Genomic DNA, 22,166 nt, shown 5'->3' with positions numbered 1-22,166 from the left:
AAGTCAATTTGTAAAAAAACGATGCAGCTTGATTGACATCTTGTTTTTCAGGCTTTCTCAACAAAATTTATCGCTAACAAAACAGCTTAAAACATAAAGTCCGGAGAAAAATGCAATGAACACAGTGACCAATGAAACACACGCAATATCCGTAAACCAATTGCGCGCTTTTATTGAGCGTATTGAACGATTAGAAGAAGAGAAAAAAACGATTTCTGATGATATTAAAGAGGTTTACGCTGAACTGAAAGGCTCTGGTTTTGATAGTAAAGCTGTGCGCAGCATTATACGGCTGCGTAAAAAAGAAGAGCATGAACGCATAGAAGAAGAAACCATTATCCAACTCTATAAAGATGCACTTGGGATGAGTTAACATCATTTATCACAAAGATGGCACCAGATATTTTCTCAACATGACAGAGAAAAGGTAATCATACACCTACATTTCTTGTCAGAAAAAGCGGTGCATGGAGCTTATAACGATCATATCAGCGACATGTTGCAATTTTCGCCTCTGATACAAAACAGCGCGCCACAAAAATACCAGCAAATGGTCCCCACAAAATGCTCTTGTATTGTTAATTTGCGCGCTTGTTTTAAACAAGCTTCTCTCAATGCACCGCTCCCATTTCACAACAGGACCCGTAAAGAGTCATGATCAAGCTATAAGAAACCAATCTCTATACACCCCCTCAGACTCTTCCCTCCGCAATATTGCGCAAACCCTTGATACCTGAGAACATTCATCAACCGCACCCTTACCTTCAATGACTTTCACTCCCCATGCCAATCCCGCTTGTAACCGGCAAAAAAATGATTTAGCTTGATTTACCATAAACAAATTGGCAATCAGAAAATCCTACCATATTCGAGATTCTTCTTAAAGATCAGAAACAATAAATGATCGTTATAAATCAATCTATTAATTATTGATGAATGGTTATTTGAAAAAGCATAACATATCTTGCACAAAAAAATATTCTACTCCCTCACTCCGTTATGAGGAGAAAAAATCAAAGAAACCGATGGGTGAAAATATCAAAAAACTATGGACTGATTGTACACCACACCCTCTTTTGCACAAAACAAAGAGCAAGAGCGCTGCTCAATCTCTCATCGTCAAAAATTGGCTGAGAAATAGATTGACAAACTTACCATGATTGCTCACACGCAAACAGGATACAATCAAAAGCAGAAGGTCATTGAACGTAAAGAGCCAATTATGGAAGAGAAAAAAGACGCAACCCTCACACCACCAACGCAAAATAGTGCATCACATCAGCAAGAGTTCCAGTATTACAAATTTGCACACAGCCGGCAGCCATTGCCTCCTATGATTTGCCAAGTATTTTGGAAAGGATAAAAATCTACCATCCTTCATAAACGTAAAGAACGCATCAATAATAAAGAATTAGCTTTGAGCTTTAGAGTCAGCGAAAACGTTTTTATGCAAAGGAAAAATTGAAAAGAGAAAAACCATTGTAAAATGCAATAAAGCACAACAATTAATTGCAAAATAAGCTCTGAAGCTATATTTCTTCCTCATTTTACATCCCCATGCAAATTGATCACATGTGATAAAGTCCCTCATCAGCTTCCCACCCTTTACAATGAATTTCGGCAAAAAGGACAAACCACGTGAAAAGAAATATGAGAAACAGACAGACTCGTCCATTTCTTGTAAGAAAAAGCTATGACAATCACAACAAAACGCACAATTTCCACCTTAATTGGTCTAGAAGATGCAGGGGAACTGTCTTCCTATTACCTGCGCAATGAGAACCACCTCTCTCCCTTTGAACCGGTGAAATCTGCTGATTATAACACCCTAACAGCTTGGGAAACACGCGCAAAGGCTTTTGCTCATGAAAATGCCCAAGGATGCGCCTATCGATACGCCACACGATTGAAAAATGATAGTACAATCATCGCCACCGTGAATTTTACCAATGTGGTTCGTGGTGTTTTTCAAGCCTGTCATCTTGGTTTTACTGTTGATGAAAAACAGCAAGGCAACGGTCTCATGTTCGAGATTTTATCTACTCTGATACCCCATGTCTTTGCTGTTTATTATCTCCATCGCGTGATGGCAAACTATATGCCTGAAAATACCAGAAGCGGAAATTTACTGAAGCGCCTTAATTTTGAGAAAGAAGGCTATGCGAGAGATTATCTGATGATTTCCGGTAAATGGAGAGACCACATCCTCACCTCTCGAATCCATGATCCTCAGAACCCAAGAAATGAACATAAAGCGTCATAAGGTATTTTCACCAGAATATTAAAAGAGTATCATATCAAGCCTTACAAAATTGTGAAAATATTTCTTTTCATTGTCTTCATATAACAGGACAAAATATTGATTTATAATGATAATATAGCGTTATTCATATTGAATGAGACCCTCGAATATCGTAAGATTCTCTCATGTCAAACCTGTCTATCTTGAATCAATCAAAACCACTCGCTTGCACGTCAAAAGCGGGGCTGGCGTGTGGGTAAAAATTGTATAAGAAAGAACTAAAAATAGCTCTTATGAACCGTCTTAGGTGCCAAGAGCTGTCGCAACATTGGGAACTGGCAAAGTGTATGATGATGCCGGCTTGCTTCTCCATAAGCGTAAAGATGGCAATACCCAATGGATTTATCGTTATACCATTCACGGGCGCCGTCGTGAAATGAGCTTGGGGGCGTTGCGAAATGTCTCTTTAAAAAAAGCCCGTGAATGTGCAAATCAATGGCGTTCTGTTTTGCATGAGGGCCGTGACCCCATTAAAGTGTCTGCTCTCACCACTCCTCTTTCATGCATAACTCTTTTTCCCCTCCAAGATGCGCACGCATCCCGTACAGAATGAGGCAAAACAAAGAGGAAATGAAAAAAAAGCGATCATGCAAATCGATTAAAAACTTCTTGAAAGAATTAACGCTAAAGCGTTTTATGACTTCCCACATTCACTGTCTTCGCGCAATAATTCAAGTTCTAACCATTCTTCTTCTTTGCCAGCACAACTCTTTTTTTTCTCTTCCAAAGCTATGGATAAACGCTCGAAACGCTCTTTATCCCTGCCATAGAGCGCTGGATCAGAGAGTTCTTGTTCAATTTTTTTGATTTCATCCTGCAAAGCAGCGATTTGTTCAGGCAATTTTTCCAGAGCATAAACCTGCTTATAAGACAGCTTGCGCGGCTTTATTTTTTCCTTCTCTACAGAGCCACGATTTGTTGACACGTTAGAATTTGCATTTTCCCATCCATGTGGATTTGCAGATGCTTTACGTTGTGATAACCCCTTATCTTTTCGCCCTAACGATACAGCGTGCTTATTTTGCGCTATCATATCGCTATAACCGCCAGCATATAAAATCCAATGCCCATCGCCTTGGGGCGCCAACATATGAGTCACCGTGCGATCTAAAAAGTCCCGATCATGGCTCACCAACAAAACTGTTCCAGCAAAATCGGCAATAAATTCCTGTAACAAATCCAAAGTCTCCATATCCAAATCATTGGTGGGTTCATCAAGAATCAAAAAATTTGCCGGACGCGACAACAATCGTGCCAGCATAAGGCGCGCTCTTTCTCCCCCTGAAAATTCCTTGAGTGGTGTCCGTGCTTGTTCGGGTAAAAACAAAAAGTCTTTCATATAAGAAACCACGTGGCGCTCTTGCCCATTGATCACAAGTGTCTCTCCCCTCCCGCCAGTGAGATAATGCGCTAATGTTTCTTCTTCATTGAGAATACGCTGTTGATCAAGAAACGCCATGGCAAGGTTATATCCATGCCGCACCATACCACTATCAACGGCTTCTTGCCCGATCAATGTAGAAAGCAATGTTGTCTTGCCAATACCATTAGGCCCCACCAAGCCGATACGATCACCACGCTGAATGCGTAAAGAAAAATCTTTAACAATAACGCGCTCCCCATAAGATTTTGAAATGCGCTTTGCTTCAAGGACCAATTGACCAGAATGAGAACTTTGAGCAGCAGTCAAAAGCGCACGACCCGGTTGCCCTTTATAGTTTTTGTGAAGTTTTCGTAGCTCTTTTAATTCCCCCAACCGACGTACATTGCGTTTACGCCGTGCACTCACCCCATAGCGCAACCATTGTTCTTCGCGTGCAATCTGTCGCCCTAATTTATGTTGCTCAAGAGCTTCTTCTTGCAACGCCTTATCACGCCAATTCTCAAATTCCGAAAAACGCTTTTCCAGTCTTTTTGTCATACCTCGATCAAGCCATAGGGTTGAACGGGTGACATTTTCTAAAAAACGCCGATCATGGGAAATCACCACAATGGCTGAAGACAACGAACATAAAGTCCTTTCCAACCATTCAATGGTTGGCAAATCGAGATGATTGGTTGGTTCATCTAACAGAAGAATATCTGGTTTTGCGGCAAGAGCGCGCAACAAAGAAACACGCCGCCTTTCCCCCCCAGAAAGGGTCGCCAATTTTTCACTTCCTGAAAAACCCAGATTGTCACGAAGTGTATTTATCCATGGTATATCAGGGGTCTGATCCAACCCTGCTTCTACAAAGGCATGAACATCCTCAAATCCCGCGCAATCGGGATTTTGTGAAACATAACATATCGTGACTCGCGGGTGGCGAAAAATCTCCCCACCACTAGGCTCAATCATTCCTGCGGCAATTTTTAACAGCGTTGATTTCCCACAACCATTTCTTCCCACCAGCGCGATACGCGCTCCTTGCTCAACCGATAAGCAAGCTTGATTGAGCAAGGGGTTTGTTCCAAAGGTTAGAAAAATGCGGTCAAGCCGCAAGAGCGGCAACACCATTAACGAACGCGGCGTGGACAAGGTGCCTTATACATCACACCTCTTCCATCCCGATAAGTGCACAATTGTGGTGTTTTTTGTGTATGCACTTTTTGTGCACAAGGTGCTTTGTAATAGTGACCTTTATGCCCACGATAAGTGCACATTGGTGTTGACTGATGAATAACAATCTGTCCTTCCCGTCTTTGTTCTCTTTGCTGATTGACGGCAGCACCTGTTACTGTTCCAGCAATAGCACCAAATGCGGCACCGGTCAGTGCAGCACCAGGAGTACTTCCAGCAATTGCAGATCCCGCCAAAGCACCTATTGCTGCCCCTCCCACACCGTAACGTGCAACGCGCTGATCATTTGTGGTACAAGCCACAGTACTTAAACCAATGGCTGAAACAACTGCCACTTTCAAAAATGATTTTAACATATTAAAACCTCTCCTTAAATTAATACATAAATATATCATTCATGCCGGCACTTCATCGCTTGCCCCCCTCTGCCTTATTCAAATATACCGGAAGAGCTTTATGGAATAGGTACAGACGCCAACAATATAGCTTTTCCAGAACCTAAATAGCAAGAAAAGGTTCCACAAATACGGTTAGAAAGTGTCAAAGAAGATCCAAAAGACACATTTTTACCACAAAGCGGCCATTTCACACCTGAAAGCGTCAAGCCTTGTAAATCAGAAAAACCGATAATACTAAACAAACATCCATCGGGGAGATCATATGAAAAAGGCTTTGGTAAGACCGGCCATCCTTCTTCACAACCGCTTGTCAACAACACTGTAATCCCTTTTTCTGCCATCATTAGTGCCAAGGTCATATGAGAAAGACTATGATCACTGCGCTCCCCTCCCAAAGCACCACACAAAATAAGGTGTTTGGCACCTTTTTGCAGAGCTCTCTCACATGCCAGAGCACTATCGGTCATATCTTTATCAGAGGGAAAAACCTCACGGGGCACATGAATATAGCTGTTGATTAAAGTTTGATCTGATGAATCGAAATCTCCCACCCACAACTCCGGCATCACACCCAGTGCTGCTGCATGACGCATTCCCCCATCTGCAGCAATCACGCGACTGTTGTGAATTTGAGTGAGCAACCGATCGGTGATACAAACATCTCCATTTAATAATATTGTAAATGTTGTCATGCTATACTTTGCCTTCCGTAATTTTTCTTCGTATCTTTTTATCAAAAAGATCCGTTTCTTATGGACAATAACCATGCTATAGCCAAAAGAATCCTTCTCAAAAAGCTCCTTCCCCAAAAGCTTTTTTGACTTATAAAAACACATACAAAGAGACCAATGAAATTTGCCACAATTCACCTTAAACACGCAGTGCATAACAATCAACGACACCAAATTTTTCAACGAAATATTTCCTTTCGCACCAGAATGTACAGAGCACCTTTCATAAGCCTTACACTTCTCCTTTCTGCTTGTCATATGCATCTTTCTCCCAACGATAAGCTTTCTTCAGATTCTTCTGAAACAGTTAAACATGCCAGCAAGCATAATATTTATGTCACATTAAGCGCTCTACAACACCCTCGTATTCTGCAAAAATATGGCGGTGCCTATTATAACACAACACTTGAACGTCTATTAGCGCAGATTGTGCACAAACTGGCTAGGGTGTCACAAAATCCTCAACAACACTATTCTGTAACAATCTTAAATTCAGAAAGCATCAATGCATTTGCCCAACCCAATGGCTCTATTTACATCACCCGTGGCATGCTTGCTCTCGCCAATGATTCTTCAGAAGTTGCAGCCATTTTAGCCCATGAAATAGCTCACATTACTGCCAATCATGGTATTTTACGTCTCAGAAAAAAAGCCGAATTGAAGGATAAAAATCATTTCTCCTCACCCCTTCTCTCTGATGAGAGAGGCAAGCTTCATAATCCTATACAAAACAAGCAACAATTCACCCAATTTTTACGCAATCAAGAACTAGAAGCCGATTCCATTGCCTTGGAAATGCTCAAAAAAGCAGGATATGATCCATTTGCCTCCCTACGCTTTCTCCAATCAATGGAAGCTTATAGCGTTTTCCGTAATCTCTTGAATACGACAAAGACTTCCTCGGACTTTCTCGCAAACCACCCAACCACTCCACAACGGATTCGCCTTGTCAAAGAAAAGGCGCGTAACATCACGACAGTGAGTATAGGAGAGAGAGACCGTGATTCTTTTCTCAAAAGCATTGATGGCATGATTTTTGCTGGAAGCTTTCCTACAGGTTTTGTAAGAGACAACCAATTTATTCACCAGCAATTGGGTGTCGCTTTTGGTGTGCCTAACAATTTTACCATAGAAAACTCAGCCCATACTGTTTGGGCCAGTGGACCAGATAATATTGCCATTCGTTTTGATGCTATAGCACGCCCCTTTGCACTCTCTGCAAGTGAATATTTAAAAAGCGGATGGATTATAGGATTGGACGAATCATCCGTGCACCCCATCACAATTCAAGGATACCCTGGAGCACATGCTCGAGCAGCTAACGCACATTGGCAATTTGATGTGGTGGTCATTTTTTTTAAAAAGCATGCTTTTCGCTTTCTCACAGCCGCCCCACATCATTCTCAACATTTTGAAGAGATTGCCACAAAAACGATACAAAGTTTTCACGCGCTTTCATCTTCACAATTTAAGAAACTGAAACCCTTGAGAATCCGTGTTGTACGCGTTCAGCAGGGAGAGAGCGTTGCAAGTCTTGCCAATAAAATGCAAACAGCAACGCATAAAGAAACCCTCTTTCGCATTCTCAATGCACTCTCGCCCACGCAAACTTTACGGGCAGGCACAGATGTTAAAATTATCTCGGAATAAGGAGAGTTTTGTTATTATTTTGCATTTTTTCTTTCCTCCTACCCTCTTTCCCCTGAACTCTGAAGCATTCACAGTCCCAAGACGATTGGCTTTTGTAACCAATAGGAGTGCTCACACGCCCCATTGACACTAGCATATTGACCTCTCAAGACTCCTCTAAATCTATATCTCATAGGCATCTGCTGAATGAACGTTCAAGAGAGCAGAACGCAATTTTTGCAAAGCCCGTGCTTCAATTTGGCGTACCCGCTCTTTGGAGATTCCTAACTTTTCACCCAAGACTTCCAAAGTTGCTCCCTCTTCATTCAAGCGACGAAAACGAATAATTTCCAGCTCTCGTTCATTGAGAATTTGCAGTGCATCATAAAGCCATTGTGTCCGGCGTTGACCATCAATTGTTTGTTCAATTAAAGCATCTGGGAGAGGATTCTCATCCACCAGAACATCCATTTTCGCAATGGGATTATCACTGTTTTCAGAAATAGAAACACTTAAAGAATTATCAGCACTGGAAAAACGAAAATCCATCGTTTCCACATCACGCACCGAAACGCCAAGCTTTTCAGCGATTGTCCGAAAGATATCTTGTTTTGAAAGAGCACTATCATCCTGCACCAATTTTGCGCGCAAACGGCGAAGATTAAAGAAAAGAGCTTTTTGCGAAGAACTGGTTCCCCCTCGAACGATAGACCAATTTCGTAAAATATAATCTTGAATAGAAGCGCGTATCCACCATGTGGCATAAGTGGAAAAACGCACTTCCCGATCAGGTTCAAAACGTGCAGCAGCTTCCAACAATCCTACATAACCTTCTTGTACCAGATCCCCCAACGGCATTTTGAAACGTTTAAAACGGTTAGCAATCGCAATCACCAAGCGCATATGCGCAGCTGCAATTTGGTGCATAGCCTCATCATCGCGCTTATCTTTCCATCTTAGAGCCAAATCATGCTCTTTTTGTCGTTCAAGATAAGGCGCTTGCATAGCAGAACGCATCATATCACGTCCTAAGCTTTTATCTGCATCGCTATAATTTTTGCTGCCTTTGTAAGCAGCATTTGAAAGATTACCCATAATAACCCCTTGCGATTAAAATTATCAAAACTGATTTGGTCACGACATCACTGTTCTTTTTAAGAAAGAACGCAAAAGTTGTTTGTTAACACAGCGCTACTTTAACGTGTATTTTTATAATCGCAATTGTTTTTTTTATGAGAATTGTAAAACTTATGATCCCAAAACACAGTTTTGCCTATAAAACGGCGATATAATATAGATTTCTTGCCGACAAGAAATGTGCAAAAAATTTTATTTTCATATTTTGGTAAGAAAAAAAAAATTAAAAGATCAGAGAAAACAAATACTGTTTTGTTTCATTATTGACTTAATTTATCCTTTAAATGACAAGCTTATTTTATGCTTTCAGCTTTACAACACAACCAATACGTGCAATGACCTTCTATGAAACATCTAAGACAAATAAAAAAGAAAATATACAAATTAAAGGAGCAAAAAGAAGTATCAAAAAGCAACAAGAATGATTGAAGAAAACGCAACAAACGTGCTAAAGGAGCAGCATAATGATAGAATTATCAAGAATAAGCTTTTTACCAGTCTAGCACTGAGAAAGAAAATAATCATGGATAGCAAGATTATTCCACAGAATAATGTTTTTCAGGATGATATTCTTATTGAAAAACATGGCAATGGTAAATTTGAAGGTTTTCGTTTTTATGCCAACAAGAACAATAGCGATCAAGCAGTAGGTGAGCAAAACGCAATAGAGAATGAAAATTTGATTCTTGCTTTTTCCAAACGCGCGATGCGTTTTTCTGCTTGTGCCAATAAAGATTTTACCCTTGGTTCTGATGGAATTGTACGTTGGATTGGTCAACCGGTAGGTCAACTGGTTGGAGGAGAAGACTTTTTTAAACCCAAGCTGATTATTTTAGCAGATGCACAATTAACGGGGGAGGCACGTGAGAGTGTTGTAAAACGCTTGGAGCGTTTTGTAACTTTTTATTTTGAAACGGCTTTACAACCTCTGTTTGACCTGCGCAATGCCGATAGTTTGACGGATTCCACAAGCAGTCTTGCTTTAAAACTGGTTCATTCATTAGGGATTTTACGGCGTAAAAAAGTTGCTGAAATGGTCAAAAATCTTGACCAAGAATCTCGTTCTGTTCTGCGACGTCTAGGTGTACGTTTTGGTGCTTTTCATATCTATGTTGCTGGTATGCTTAAACCAGCTCCGGTTCAAGCCATTACCTTGCTATGGAATCTTCACAATGAGGGGCATGACCAAACGGGTTTTGGAGAAATTTTTGCAGCCTTATCTAATGGACGAACCTCATTGATTGTTGATTCTACTTATAACCGGCAATTTTATCAGTTAGCCGGTTATCGAATCTTAGGACAACGTGCTGTACGCATTGACATTTTAGAGCGTCTTGCCAATCTGATCCGCCCAGCACTTCATTGGAAGCAAGGGAGCGAACTTAAACCTGAAGGCGCTTATGATGGCAAAAGTTTTTTTGTGACATCGGAAATGATGTCGATTCTTGGCGCCAATGGAACTGATATGGAAGAAATTCTCAAAGGTCTTGGCTATCAATCGTATGGCATCAGCCACGCTGTTTTTGAACAACATCTCCTTGCCGACAAAGGCTCTTCCCATACCTGTAGCATAGCAACAACTGTTCCTGATATTCCTGCGGCAGAATGTGTTGGCGATCAATGGCAAGCAATCTGTGCTTTAGAAACAGTCCAAGAAGAACAAAGCGCTCTATCCACCCATGTTAACACACAACAAAATACTATAGAGTGTTTACCAGAAGCGGAACTTGTTGGCGACTTTGCCAAGCAAGGGCGCACTACAGCAGAAGATAAAGTGATTTTATTATGGCGCTATAATCATCAATTTCACCATCACTCTCACAAAAAGCGTGATAAATTGGGACATAAGTGGCAAAATAAAGCAAAAAAAGCATTTAAAAAAGAGGCAAACACAAACGAAAAGAGCCCTCAAGAAACCGCATCGCCTACGAAACATTCTTACAAAATGAATAAATCTCACAGCAAACGCGCGAGTCATAAACCCCTTCAAAAAGACAAACAGCCTAATCCGGATTCACCTTTTGCAAAATTAGCGGCACTTCGTGATCAACTCAAAAATAATAAAGACACAGTTTCCTCCAAAGATCACTAAAATAAAAATGGAGTTCGATCTTGGCCCACGTAGTAACTGACAACTGCATTCACTGTAAATATACAGATTGCGTTGAAGTTTGCCCTGTTGATTGTTTTTATGAAGGTGAAAATATGCTTGTCATTCACCCTGATGAATGCATCGACTGTGGTGTTTGTGTACCAGAATGCCCAGCAGAAGCTATTGTTCCTGATACAGAACCAGGATTAGAAAAGTGGTTAGAACTTAATCTTCAGTACGCGAACAAATGGCCTAATTTAACCACCCGCAAAGACCCTCTCCCCCAAGCAAAAGAAATGGATGGCGTTCCAAATAAGTTGGAAAAATATTTTTCAGAAAATCCAGGAACGGGTGACGAATAACCCCACAACAGACTTACAAAATAATGCTCAAAAGCCATGAACTCTGATATAAAAACCACAGAAACCAAAGCTAGAAAAATGATGAGAACTTAATCTTCAGTACGCGAACAAATGGCCTCATTTAACCACCCGCAAAGACTCTCACCCCCAAGCAAAAGAAATGGATAACGCTGCCAACAAATGCGAAAAGTATTTTTCAAAAAAACAAGAAACGGCGGTAAATAACGATACAACACACATCATGCATCTTCAAAAATCGAGAGCATTTTCTTGTAAAAATAAAAATTCTTAAGCGAAATGATTGATTCTTTTGAATTTTGATGTTAGTGTTTTTTTAACATGATCCTCTTTCTAAGTATTGTTCTTTGCTTTTTTAAATAAAGCAATGTATTTTTTGTTGGATTTAAAAGTACTCAACTTTTATGCTCATTCAATTAGTGTAATATACTTGGTTAAGAACACTCAACCCTCAGGTTTATAGCCTGTTTTCCGATACATTTGTTGGTCATAAAGGGAGTAAACGAAAATATGGCATCCCAACACGGAACATCCTCCAATTATAAAGAATTTACAACCTCTGAATATATCGTCTACCCTACCCACGGTGTGGGGCAAATTATAGCCATTGAAGATCAAGAAGTTGCAGGACATAAATTAAAACTTTTTGTCATTCATTTTGCAAAAGATAAAATGGATGTTAAAGTGCCCATTGCGAAAGCTCTTTCCGTTGGAATGCGCAAATTATCTGCTGTTGATTCTGTTGAACGCGCATTAAAAATCCTCCACGGAAAAGCACGTGTTAAACGCACCATGTGGTCACGTCGCGCACAAGAATATGATGCTAAAATCAATTCGGGAGATCTTATTTGTATTGCTGAAGTGGTACGTGATCTTTTTCGCTCAAACCTACAGCCCGAACAATCTTATTCTGAGCGTCAACTTTATACCGCGGCACTTGAAAGAATGGCGCGTGAAATTGCAGTGATTAATAGTCTTTCTGAAACAGAAGCGATCAATCTCATTGAGATGCATCTCTCAAACAAACCAACGCGTGAATTTAAAGCGAAGAGAGATGAAACAACCCCAAGCGATAAAGCTGTTTATGCTGCGTAATAAAAATCTACTCATAAAATAAAACCAGCAAGATGCTGGTTTTATTTGTGTTGTTATTAAGCTTTTAATGATCAAAAGACATTCAGCAGAAAATCTGCCAAGAGTTCTTGTCCAATAACATCTTGCTAAAATGAACAGGGTATAAGTGTTATTACGATTTCATATTTCAAAAAATCGAGATCTTACTCTTTTTTGAATCCTTTTTATCCCCACCTCACATCCCTTAAAGAAAATGATTCGCTAAAAAGCTTATCTCATTAAAAGCGCCAAAGAGCTTTTGAGCTTTCCCTTTCAAAGGCATAGGTTACACAAAAATGCACATCAAAACCTTTCTGTTATCTGTCACGATAACAAGAAAGTCTCGATATCCCAGACAAAGAGAAGCTTGTATCTCACATTCTTCATGAAAGAGAACAAAAAAAAACCAAACACCACCTCTCAGCACTCTTATCGGTGCTGAGAGGTGGTGTTTATTTTAATAAAAATTAAAGCTCTCAATCTTTGGGAGGGAGAACGACACGTCCGCGATACATCCCTGTTTTCAAATCAATATGATGAGGGCGACGCAATTCACCAGAATTCTTATCTTCGATATAAGTTGGCACCTTTAAGGCATCAGCGGAACGGCGCATACCCCGCTTTGATGGAGAGGTTTTTCGTTTAGGTACAGCCATAAAGAGACACTCCAAATCCACTAAAACAGAAAAAGCAATGCCAAAAATGACAATGCTTTTATCAAAAACACTATAAAATCTGACTGCTTTATACACTGATTAAACAGAAGAGGCAATGTCAAAATAACAATACTCTTACCACAATGAGCAAAATTGATGATAGAAACGACAAGAGCATGACGAAGAGTTGAAAGATTATACATGGATTAAAGTCTTTTCATGAGTCTTTCATTCAATTTTTGTTTGGCTTTCACAAGGACTCTCGCATAAAGTGAGAATAAGCACCAAAAGAGCAATGAATTTTTTTAATAAACACTTAAAGCAAATTGACGAAAAGAAAAAAAACAACCGCTTCTCTGTTGTAAATTTCAAGATTTCATTTTGCAAAAATAGAAGGAAGCAAGAATGCACGAATTTACCACCCTTCTTGCAAAACATGCCCAAAATGTTGAAAGTCGCCTTGACGCACTTCTTAGTGAACAAGTTGAAAAGGGTGAAATTTCACGTCCCAACATCTTGATCAAAGCCATGCGTCACGGTGTCTTGAACGGTGGAAAGCGGCTTCGTCCTTTTCTTGTGATTGAAAGTAGTGCCCTTTTTGATATCCCTGCTGCACATGCTCTTGATGTTGCCTGTGCCCTAGAGTGTGTTCACTGTTATTCGCTTATTCACGATGATCTCCCTGCCATGGATAATGACAAACTTCGGCGTGGAAAACCAACGGTCCACATAGCCTTTGATGAAGCAACCGCGATTCTTGCTGGCAATGCCCTTTTAACATTTGCCTTTGAAATCATTGCTAACAAAGCCCATGCACTTGCTTTTGAAACCAGAATAAAGCTTATCACAGCTCTTGCACAAGCATCAGGATTTGGTGGTATGATAGGTGGTCAAATGCTTGACATTGAAGCGGAGAAAAAACCGCAAGAGAGCACCGATATTCTCACTTTACAACACATGAAAACAGCTGCCCTTATAAGCTTTGCTTGCCAAGCAGGGGGAATCATTTCCAACGCATCCAAAGAACTAACGGAAAAACTTGCTGCTTTTGGAACATATGTTGGTTTAGCTTTTCAATTAACAGATGATCTTCTTGACGTCACCGCCAACAGCGAAGTTCTAGGCAAAACCGCCGGTAAAGATGAAAATGCGCAAAAAGCCACCTTTGTTCGTCTTTATGGCATTAAAGAAGCACAAAAAAAGCGAGATGCGCTCATCACAAAAGCAGAAAACCTCTTACACCCTTTTGGTATCAAAGCACTCCCTCTCCAACAAGCAGCTCGCTTTAGTGCAACACGTCAAAATTAATATCTTCACGCACCATCCCCTAGATAAAGAAGATCAACACAAAAAACAAGCACGACTGTTTCTCTCGTAATGCAAGAGAAAACATTTCAACAAGGCATCCACTTTAGCGCAATAGACAATAAGAAACGCACACCCCACAAGAAACAACACAACAAAAGATACACAAAGTTTTTCTTTATTTCCGTTTATAGAACAATTAAGCTTGCCCAAAGCGGGTATGAATATAATCACTCAAAAGAACTTCAAATTCTTCAGCAATGTGGTCTCCGCGCAAAGTCTTTACTTTCTGTCCTTCAATAAAAACAGGAGCTGCTGGGCTTTCACCCACTCCAGGCAATGAAATACCAATATCGGCATGTTTTGATTCTCCTGGTCCATTGACGATACAGCCCATCACAGCCACCTTTAAACTTTCAACACCAGGGTATTTTTCACGCCAGACCGGCATATTTTTGTGTAAATCTGCTTCAATTTTCTGTGCCAATTCCTGAAACACTGTCGAAGTTGTGCGACCACATCCAGGACAAGCCGCAACCACGGGCAAAAACTGCCGAAATCCCATGACTTGTAGAAGCTCTTGTCCCACCTTTACTTCTCGTGTCCGATCCCCTCCGGGTTCAGGAGTTAAAGAAATACGGATGGTATCGCCAATTCCTTGCTGTAACAAAATTCCCATAGCCACGGAAGAAGCAACCACACCCTTTGTTCCCATTCCTGCTTCTGTCAAACCCAAATGAAGCGCATAATCACAACGCTCTGCCAAATTGCTGTAGACAGCAATAAGATCTTGGACATCACTCACTTTAGCAGAAAGAATAATCTTATCCCGTCCCAAGCCAAGTTCTTCAGCAAAAGCAGCCGAAAGCAGAGCTGACTGAACAATAGTCTCCCGCATAACCTCAGCAACAGATAAGGGATTTTCCTTCCTTGCATTTTCATCCATAAGCCGTGTCAACAACGCATTATCAAGGGACCCCCAATTTACCCCAATGCGAATAGCCTTATCATATCGACAAGCAATCTCAATAATTTCCGCAAACTGGCGATCTTTTTTTACACCGAACCCAACATTTCCAGGATTAATCCGATATTTTGCAAGAGCCTCTGCACAGGCAGGATGTTCCGATAAAAGTTTATGGCCAATATAATGAAAATCCCCCACCAATGGCACAAAAAAGCCCAATTTTTCTAATCGCTCGCGTATTTTTGGTACAGCAGCAGCAGCTTCATTACGATCAACGGTGATTCGCACCAATTCCGAACCAGCTTGCCAAAGAGCAGCAGTTTGTGCAACGGTCGCATCAACATCTGCAGTATCCGTATTGGTCATCGACTGAACAACAATGGGGTTATCACCACCAACCATCACATCACCCACCGCAACACCAACAGATCGACGACGCTCAAGAGGTTTAGATAAAAAATATGCCGTGCTCATTAAGTCCTCAAATTTTCAAAAACTAGCGCTTATCAAGCATCTTTTATATTATTTTTCTCCACACTTTCAAAGGCTTCCTTCAAACCATCAATATGATCACAGATCAGCTTTTCCCAAACAGTTTCCATTTTCTACCACTGACGCAACGTATTTCATAGCTGTCATTCACTTACAGAATCACTAGACAAGTCTTGTCCTCAATATCCCGTTTAATTTTACACTTGTACACTTGGATCATTCAAAAAACCAACATCAGACAAAGATGACGCTGTCTTTTCTGTCTTATATGAAGATCTTAAAGAATGATATTTTACAGCATCACAGATAAATATTTGCCACAATACAGTGTTAAAAAAAAGGCACCCTTTCATCAACCAAAAAACTTAAACTTTGAGCTCCCTTTAAATAAAGAATAGTCCCACACAAATGGCACCTTGGAGGAAATCATCATCCGGTTAGGGTTCAGAAAATCAACGCAACAACAATCTCTTTTTCATACCACCAAACAAGAGCACCAATGCAACCTTTCAATTTTCAAGCCGTTATAGCAAAACCCCAAACACAATTCCAATTTTCGTAAAACAGTATAACACATGGAGGAGTCAACAAATGTGTCTATTTTCAACCCACTCTAAAAATGCTAAAATTAAAAAGCGCATTGCACAATTAAAAAGTGAACTTGTCCCTGTAAGTCGTTGGAATTCGCAAAGTGACAGCCTTGAGAGCATCTCTGACATGCTTGACACATGGAAACAAAAAAGCCGCCATGCACTATACCATCTCAATGAGCATGCTAGAGAATTGAAGAAAAAAGCCAAAGAACACCCTAAAACAACCCTCGCATTAGCGGCAGGACTAGTTTTAGCTGGCGTCTTGTTGATACGCAAAAACTAAAACACCACTCCCCTTTAAGGCTATCTCTTTTAATGCCCGCTTTAAATCGGGCATTTTTCTATAGCTTAAAAACGATAACTTTAAGAAATGGTAGAGACCACCATCATCATCTTCAGTCATCTGCTTACACTTCAAAAGATGAGAACGCCTCCAAGCTACCAATCTGATATTGATTTCCTCCTCATACCCCAAATGACGAAGTTTCTTACCCATACCGATCCGTAAACAATAGGGTTTCTTGTCTAGCAGATTTCATTTACTGACCATTTGCTCACTTAACAATAAAGTTCTACAGACAACCCCCACTCTGAATACATACAACACACTTTAGAAATACTGAATCTGTAAACTACCCTAAACGACGCTATTTTAAGGCATAACAGGATAAATTGCTTTGCTTAAAAAGAGCATATACTAAAATGATCATCATAAATCATCCTTTTTCCATTTGAATCATAACTCCCAATGCAGTCAAATTTTCCCATTTTACATCCTCACAGATTGAATCAAAATCACTTGCTTGCACGGCGATAGATACGCTCTACTTTACCCTCAACCTCATACCCTAGAATGGTTTCAGCGACCTCATAAGCAACATCGCTTGTTTCAACGAGTCGATCACATAAACTAGAGTAAAAACCGATGGGAACAGGCTTTAATTCTAGCGCGTTGCATATAAAGAGCCATATAATTCACATTAAATGGAGCACGACCGGAAAAAGAAAAAAGGAAATTACTTTTAGAAAAACAACGAGATTGTTCAATCACTTTTAGTGCTTCTGATGATAAAGGCACGCGAAATTCTGTTGTAGTATCACGCCTTCCTTTCATATTTTCAGCAGAAATTGTCCATATGGTTCCGTCAATTTTGTTGTCATATATATGACGTAAAGGATTTGTACGAACGCTGGTAAAGGATAAGTAGACGCAAAGCCAGTTGTATTATGATTGTTGTTTGGCAAAGTATTTTATAAAAAGCCAGCACTCCTCTTCAATTCATTGCTGGTAAGGTTTAAACTTTATGACGTTGTTTGCCTCATAAAGCTTGTGCGTTTGTTGTTGCCTGTAAGCCAACATCCAAACCTAACACCGCAGCATGCTTAAGATAAAAATTGAGACTAATAAGAACTTTGTAAGCCGTGCCAACTTTTGTAAGCCCAATTGAGGCGAGCATATTGCATATTTCTGTTTTTGTTATTCCTGAAATGGGGAGGGACAGTCTTATTGGGTCAGAGGGTGATGATGTTAACTCAATTCTTTCTTGTGGTCTTTTCTCATTCAAGCTTTGTGGCTTGCAAAAGGATTTAGAGATCTGTTTTTTAAGTGAGAAAGTGATGCATGTCTCACGTTTTTGTTGCTCTTGTTTTGTAATGGGATCGCGTTTTCTGTATAAAAGAGTATGCTTTTGAGTTGTCAATTCACGCCCTTTTAAAAGAAACATTTCTCAATCTACCTAAAGCTCTTTTACGATGAGGTGTGTGAAGGGTATTAAAGTCGTACCACCGTCTTTATGCTTATGGATACCATCATATTCTTTATCCGTTGCCAATGTTGTGATAGCTTTTGCATTTGAGGATGTTTCGGGATCTGTATTTTTTTGATGATTTTTCCCTATGGCTCATGCTGCTTATAACGTATAATGCATTGATTTATAATGATAATATAGCATTATTTATATTGAATTAGAACATTGTGTACTTTAAGATTTTCTCATTTCAAATCATCTTGCTTGCATATCACAAACGAGACCGGTGTGTGGGTAAAATTGTATAGGAAAGACTAAAAAAGTCTCTTATGAATCGTTTTAAGTGCCAAGGACTGTAGCAACATTGGGAGCTGGCAAAAAGTATGATGGTGCTGGCTTGCTGTTTCATAAGTGTAAAGATGGTGATGCTCAGTGGCTTTTTAAGTTATACCATCCATGGGCGGCGCCGTGAAATGGGCTTGGCTGCCGTGAGAGATGTTTTCTTTAAAACAAGCCTGTGAATTGGCAACTCAAAAGCATACTCTTTTATACAGAAAACGCGATCCCATTACAAAACAAGAGCAACAAAAACGTGAGACATGCATCACCTTCTCACTTAAAAAACAGATCTCTAAATCCTTTTGCAAGCCACAAAGCTTGAATGAGAAAAGACCACAAGAAAGAATTGAGTTAACATCATCACCCTCTGACCCAATAAGACTGTCCCTCCCCATTTCAGGAATAACAAAAACAGAAATATGCAATATGCTCGCCTCAATTGGGCTTACAAACACTGATACAGCTCGCAAAGCACTGAACCATCTCCATCTTTGCTTCAAATATGCTATTATACGAGATGTAGCTATCGCTTTACCCGTAAAAGCAAGCATTTCATGAGGCATAACAACACCATAAAATGAGAAATTTTCCAGCAAAGAATTGAGAAAAGTCCACAACTTTTTATAAAACACTGTGCAAAACAACAAGTATAAAGGGATTTAGCTTTGCTTACTTTGACAAGCAAGTGCACCAATTCCTCGACTCATATTCATCAAGATCTGATTGAAGAAAAATTTAACCTACCAAGATCCAATTTTTCATATTCATGTCTTATATAATTCCTTCAAAAGTCACCGAGCAAATTTTGTTTTTGAATTTTTCGTTCAACATCATCCATCCACACAATGCAAAAGAAAACTAAAATCAGCCAGAAACGACACTGTTGTTTTTCATACGTATGAATGTATCTCACTCTTTTGAAAAAGATTCTCTTAGAATAGCATAACTAAAAGTTTAAAGAGATGCATGATAACAAACCAAACAAAATCCTCTAAAGTAAATGCCCACTTGCTATAAGAAAAAGGTATTAAAAGTAAACTCAAAAAACCCAAAATTTTATCCTCCAGAAGCAGCACGTTGTGAAGTATCGACATATGTGACAACAGACATACCAGGAATAAGCTTTTCCGCCCCTTCTTGTCCAGGATCTAAAGCGATACGCACTGAAATACGTTGGGCAATTTTAATGAAATTACCAATTGTCGTATCCGTTTTTAACAGAGAAAACTCTGAACCTGTCGCAGGTGCAAAACGAACCACACGCCCTGTCAATTTCTTATTATCGAGAGCATCAACAGAAAAAATAACCGGTTGTCCAACACGCATTTGAGAAAGTTGCGTTTCCTTATAATTCGCAATAATCCAAATATCATCAGAAATAACCGATACCAGTTGAGCACCAGGCAAAACATATTGCCCCACCCGCGCACCAACCAAACCAATATAGCCCGTTTTAGGAGATAGAATCTTGGTATGATTCAAATTGAGCTGAGCCAATTCAACACCAACTTTTGCACTTGCTACTTCTGACTGCAAGCTTTGGCGTTCAAGATCCAATTGTTTTTGCAATTGGCGTTTTGTTCCAAGCGCTGCCAATAATTGTGAAAGAGGACGAGAACCATCACTCGTATTACCTCCAAAGCCTAGTTTTTTGTTTTCAGGGAGAACATTGGAAAATGCTTTTGAGCGCGCCAATTCTGCTTCTGCAGCATTAACTTCTCCCTGTAAAATCTGCGCCTGCAACATAACGCTTGCAAGTTTTGCATTTTTTGAATCGAGAACAGCCTGTGCCCGTGCAAGTTGTTGGCGAAACAAGGCGTCATCAAGTTCAAAGAGCAGCATTCCCTTTTCAACACGTTGATAGTCTTGCACATAAATCCGTGCAATAGTTCCCGAAATTTGAGAACTCACCAGAGTAACATCGCCCTTAATAGAAGCATTATCGGTAATTTGAATAGTACTCACAAAAGGAGGAAGCTTCCAAGCCCATAAAATCAACAAAATACCCATAATTCCTGAGAGGAATGCAACAAGCGTTGCTCTTGAGCGTAATGCTTTTATCATTTTTTGCATCCTTCTCTACTTGCCTGAGATTGCCTTTCGAATGCACGAACAGAACATAACTGTACAAATATTTTGACAAGAAAAATAGCAAATGCAACCATAGCAATATAAAAATAAAGCCTAAAAACATCATCATAAGCCAAAATATTTGCTGTTAACTTCAATTTTTCAATCACTCCAGATGTGCTTTGCTCATCGCCCAAAATATGAGGAACAAAAGCACCATAAGAAGGAGAAAATAAGGTGTTAGCCTCTCCTACAATAACAGGATCTGTAACAACAATATTTTGTGTCAAAGACTCAAAGTTCTTATGGGCGAAAAAGAATTGCAAACTACCAAAAAAAGCCGATCCCATCAATCCACCGCTCACTTGTGTAAGCAGGAAAACAGCGATAAAACTCAAAACATAACGTGGTCCTCGCCCACCGGATATGACAAATCCCCTACAAAGCGCAGGAGGTAAAAAAAGCGCATAACTAAAACTGACCAACCCTTGACTGAACATCATATCTTGTGGACGCGTTAAGTGGTTCACATGACTATCTAAATAAGTCCCAAGCGCCAAACAACCCAAAGAGACAAGATAAAAATAATCCTCACGCCCAACCCGTAAAAAACACACACAAACCGCTCCCCCTAGTAGAGCACCCAATATAATCGCAAGATACATGGGTGCCATCTCACGATTTAATAGACCAAACAGATTAAAAAACCCCACCGCTAAAGTTGATCGTTCTAAGAGGAAAACATGAAAAACCAATAAAATAAGAACGGATTGTATCATTTCTTTACTGAAAATCCAGCGTAAATCAATCAACGGTTTTTCTCTATTTAGTTCAATAATAATGGCAATGACCAAAGAAAAAACAGCAAGCGCAAGAGCCCAACCAATCCATGGAGCTTCATACCACCAATACAATATGCCAACAGACATAATCACTGCATTGAGTCCAAGACCAAGAGCAATCAAACCATAACTGAGCCAATCTAATTTCTGAATAACCTTATTGCGCACCACAGGGGTTAGTGGCAGAGCATAAATACAACCCAAACTAATGAGAACAAGTCCCATTTCCATCGCTGAAAGGCTCGAAAAACCACCACTTTCCAGCAATCCAGGGGAAATCAAACGTGATAAGGGTGCAGCAAGAGCAGCATTCATATAATTCAAGCTAAGACCAATAGTAAATTTCTTTGCTGGTGCAAAAGCCTCCATCATATAAAGCAGCGCGAGTGAAGCCAAAGGCGCAGCAGCAATACCAGCGAAAAAGCGAATAATCAGTGCGGAACGTAAATCCGTAACAAAGAGTTGCAAAACACAAACCAAAACGAAGCCAAGAATTGATAATTCAGCAAAAGCACGCAGACCAAACTGGTAGCGAATTTTGATCAACATGATGGCAACGCTTACATTTGGCGCCATATAGGCAGCAACCAACCAAGTTGTTTCGGTCAAAGTTGCGTGGAAATCACCGGTAAGATGAACAATATTAGACTGAACAACATTTGCTCCCAAACCATAAGCCCACTGCAAAATAAAAGAAGCAAAAATATAAACGAAACATTTTGGCAAAGGACCTGCAAAAACGCGACCTGGATGTGGAAAAGGTTTTCCTCCTCTTTTAGCAGACATAACCGTACTTTTTTTTCCGCCCATGT

General features: G+C 40.0%; 20 protein-coding genes and 2 pseudogenes. 12 read left to right on the top strand and 10 right to left on the bottom strand.

The window, feature by feature from the left end:
• The first annotated feature begins 115 nt into the window (after positions 1 to 115).
• The 4 genes and pseudogenes from PVV64_RS01050 to PVV64_RS01035 all read left to right on the top strand — a co-directional run.
• A complete protein-coding gene (locus PVV64_RS01050; protein ID WP_273720643.1) occupies positions 116 to 373 on the top strand; it encodes a DUF2312 domain-containing protein in 258 nt (85 codons plus the stop codon).
• A gap of 849 nt (positions 374 to 1,222) precedes the next feature.
• Positions 1,223 to 1,363: a hypothetical protein gene (locus tag PVV64_RS01045; RefSeq protein WP_273759231.1), complete on the top strand. Its 141-nt coding sequence runs from the start codon at positions 1,223 to 1,225 to the stop codon at positions 1,361 to 1,363.
• 330 nt (positions 1,364 to 1,693) lie between these two features.
• Positions 1,694 to 2,263: a GNAT family N-acetyltransferase gene (locus tag PVV64_RS01040; protein WP_273759230.1), complete on the top strand. Its 570-nt coding sequence runs from the start codon at positions 1,694 to 1,696 to the stop codon at positions 2,261 to 2,263.
• A 263-nt stretch (positions 2,264 to 2,526) separates the two neighbouring features.
• Positions 2,527 to 2,777 (top strand): annotated as a pseudogene (locus tag PVV64_RS01035) (Arm DNA-binding domain-containing protein); the annotation flags it as partial.
• Positions 2,778 to 2,936: 159 nt separating this feature from the next.
• On the opposite strand, the gene PVV64_RS01030 reads toward PVV64_RS01035, so the two are convergent.
• The 3 genes from PVV64_RS01030 to PVV64_RS01020 all read right to left on the bottom strand — a co-directional run bounded on the left by PVV64_RS01030 (position 2,937) and on the right by PVV64_RS01020 (position 5,952).
• Positions 2,937 to 4,799, bottom strand: a complete 1,863-nt coding sequence (locus tag PVV64_RS01030; RefSeq protein WP_273759277.1) for an ABC-F family ATP-binding cassette domain-containing protein — start codon at positions 4,797 to 4,799, stop codon at positions 2,937 to 2,939.
• Complete coding sequence (locus PVV64_RS01025; RefSeq protein ID WP_273759229.1) at positions 4,799 to 5,218, bottom strand: glycine zipper domain-containing protein; 420 nt, start codon at positions 5,216 to 5,218, stop codon at positions 4,799 to 4,801. Before PVV64_RS01025 ends, PVV64_RS01030 begins: the two co-directional genes overlap by 1 nt.
• 98 nt (positions 5,219 to 5,316) lie before the next feature.
• On the bottom strand, positions 5,317 to 5,952 hold the full coding sequence (locus tag PVV64_RS01020) for a thiamine diphosphokinase (protein ID WP_273759228.1): 636 nt from the start codon (positions 5,950 to 5,952) through the stop codon (positions 5,317 to 5,319).
• 156 nt (positions 5,953 to 6,108) lie between these two features.
• Between PVV64_RS01020 and PVV64_RS01015 the strand changes: the two genes are divergently transcribed.
• The gene (locus PVV64_RS01015; RefSeq protein WP_273759227.1) at positions 6,109 to 7,641 is read left to right on the top strand and encodes a M48 family metalloprotease; all 1,533 of its coding nucleotides are present in this window, start codon (positions 6,109 to 6,111) and stop codon (positions 7,639 to 7,641) included.
• Between the two features lie 162 nt (positions 7,642 to 7,803).
• On the opposite strand, the gene PVV64_RS01010 is transcribed toward PVV64_RS01015, so the two are convergent.
• Positions 7,804 to 8,715, bottom strand: a complete 912-nt coding sequence (locus PVV64_RS01010) for an RNA polymerase factor sigma-32 (protein WP_273759226.1) — start codon at positions 8,713 to 8,715, stop codon at positions 7,804 to 7,806.
• Positions 8,716 to 9,280: 565 nt separating this feature from the next.
• On the opposite strand from PVV64_RS01010, the gene PVV64_RS01005 reads away from it, so the two are divergent.
• The 4 genes and pseudogenes from PVV64_RS01005 to PVV64_RS00990 all read left to right on the top strand — a co-directional run bounded on the left by PVV64_RS01005 (position 9,281) and on the right by PVV64_RS00990 (position 12,324).
• Positions 9,281 to 10,849: a hypothetical protein gene (locus PVV64_RS01005; protein ID WP_273759225.1), complete on the top strand. Its 1,569-nt coding sequence runs from the start codon at positions 9,281 to 9,283 to the stop codon at positions 10,847 to 10,849.
• A 20-nt stretch (positions 10,850 to 10,869) separates the two neighbouring features.
• Complete coding sequence (gene fdxA, locus PVV64_RS01000; RefSeq protein WP_273759224.1) at positions 10,870 to 11,211, top strand: ferredoxin FdxA; 342 nt, start codon at positions 10,870 to 10,872, stop codon at positions 11,209 to 11,211.
• 97 nt (positions 11,212 to 11,308) lie between these two features.
• Positions 11,309 to 11,503 (top strand): annotated as a pseudogene (locus PVV64_RS10480) (DUF3470 domain-containing protein); the annotation flags it as partial.
• Between the two features lie 236 nt (positions 11,504 to 11,739).
• Positions 11,740 to 12,324: a CarD family transcriptional regulator gene (locus PVV64_RS00990; RefSeq protein WP_273759223.1), complete on the top strand. Its 585-nt coding sequence runs from the start codon at positions 11,740 to 11,742 to the stop codon at positions 12,322 to 12,324.
• A gap of 494 nt (positions 12,325 to 12,818) precedes the next feature.
• Here PVV64_RS00990 and rpmF read toward each other — a convergent pair whose 3' ends face one another.
• Complete coding sequence (gene rpmF, locus PVV64_RS00985) at positions 12,819 to 12,998, bottom strand: 50S ribosomal protein L32 (RefSeq protein ID WP_273720633.1); 180 nt, start codon at positions 12,996 to 12,998, stop codon at positions 12,819 to 12,821.
• 405 nt (positions 12,999 to 13,403) lie between these two features.
• Between rpmF and PVV64_RS00980 the strand changes: the two genes are divergently transcribed.
• Entirely contained in the window at positions 13,404 to 14,306 is a 903-nt protein-coding gene (locus PVV64_RS00980; protein WP_273759222.1) for a polyprenyl synthetase family protein, read from the top strand.
• Positions 14,307 to 14,502: 196 nt separating this feature from the next.
• On the opposite strand, the gene ispG is transcribed toward PVV64_RS00980, so the two are convergent.
• The gene (gene ispG / locus PVV64_RS00975; protein WP_273759221.1) at positions 14,503 to 15,744 is read right to left on the bottom strand and encodes a flavodoxin-dependent (E)-4-hydroxy-3-methylbut-2-enyl-diphosphate synthase; all 1,242 of its coding nucleotides are present in this window, start codon (positions 15,742 to 15,744) and stop codon (positions 14,503 to 14,505) included.
• 609 nt (positions 15,745 to 16,353) lie between these two features.
• Here ispG and PVV64_RS00970 point away from each other — a divergent pair.
• Entirely contained in the window at positions 16,354 to 16,638 is a 285-nt protein-coding gene (locus PVV64_RS00970) for a hypothetical protein (RefSeq protein WP_273759220.1), read from the top strand.
• Here PVV64_RS00970 and PVV64_RS00965 read toward each other — a convergent pair.
• Together PVV64_RS00965 and PVV64_RS00960 are read right to left on the bottom strand one after the other, a co-directional pair.
• Positions 16,606 to 16,851, bottom strand: coding sequence for a hypothetical protein (locus PVV64_RS00965; RefSeq protein ID WP_273759219.1), 246 nt, complete (start codon positions 16,849 to 16,851; stop codon positions 16,606 to 16,608). The two genes, PVV64_RS00970 and PVV64_RS00965, sit on opposite strands and share 33 nt — an antisense overlap.
• A gap of 823 nt (positions 16,852 to 17,674) precedes the next feature.
• Positions 17,675 to 18,079, bottom strand: coding sequence for a hypothetical protein (locus PVV64_RS00960; RefSeq protein WP_273759218.1), 405 nt, complete (start codon positions 18,077 to 18,079; stop codon positions 17,675 to 17,677).
• A gap of 367 nt (positions 18,080 to 18,446) precedes the next feature.
• Here PVV64_RS00960 and PVV64_RS00955 point away from each other — a divergent pair, with 367 nt between their 5' ends.
• Positions 18,447 to 18,575 carry a hypothetical protein gene (locus tag PVV64_RS00955; RefSeq protein ID WP_273759217.1) on the top strand — a complete coding sequence of 43 codons (129 nt, stop codon included), beginning with the start codon at positions 18,447 to 18,449 and terminating at the stop codon, positions 18,573 to 18,575.
• A gap of 923 nt (positions 18,576 to 19,498) precedes the next feature.
• On the opposite strand, the gene PVV64_RS00950 is transcribed toward PVV64_RS00955, so the two are convergent.
• Positions 19,499 to 20,506: an HlyD family secretion protein gene (locus tag PVV64_RS00950; protein WP_273759216.1), complete on the bottom strand. Its 1,008-nt coding sequence runs from the start codon at positions 20,504 to 20,506 to the stop codon at positions 19,499 to 19,501.
• Positions 20,503 to 22,164 (bottom strand): MFS transporter, encoded by a 1,662-nt coding sequence (locus tag PVV64_RS00945; protein WP_273759276.1) that lies wholly within the window; start codon positions 22,162 to 22,164, stop codon positions 20,503 to 20,505. Before PVV64_RS00945 ends, PVV64_RS00950 begins: the two co-directional genes overlap by 4 nt.
• Between the last annotated feature and the right edge of the window lie 2 nt (positions 22,165 to 22,166).

The sequence above is a fragment of the Bartonella sp. ML70XJBT.G genome (assembly GCF_028618575.1).
Taxonomy (GTDB): domain Bacteria; phylum Pseudomonadota; class Alphaproteobacteria; order Rhizobiales; family Rhizobiaceae; genus Bartonella.
Note: the sequence above shows the minus strand (reverse complement) of the source record. Positions and strands in the feature narration are given on the sequence as shown.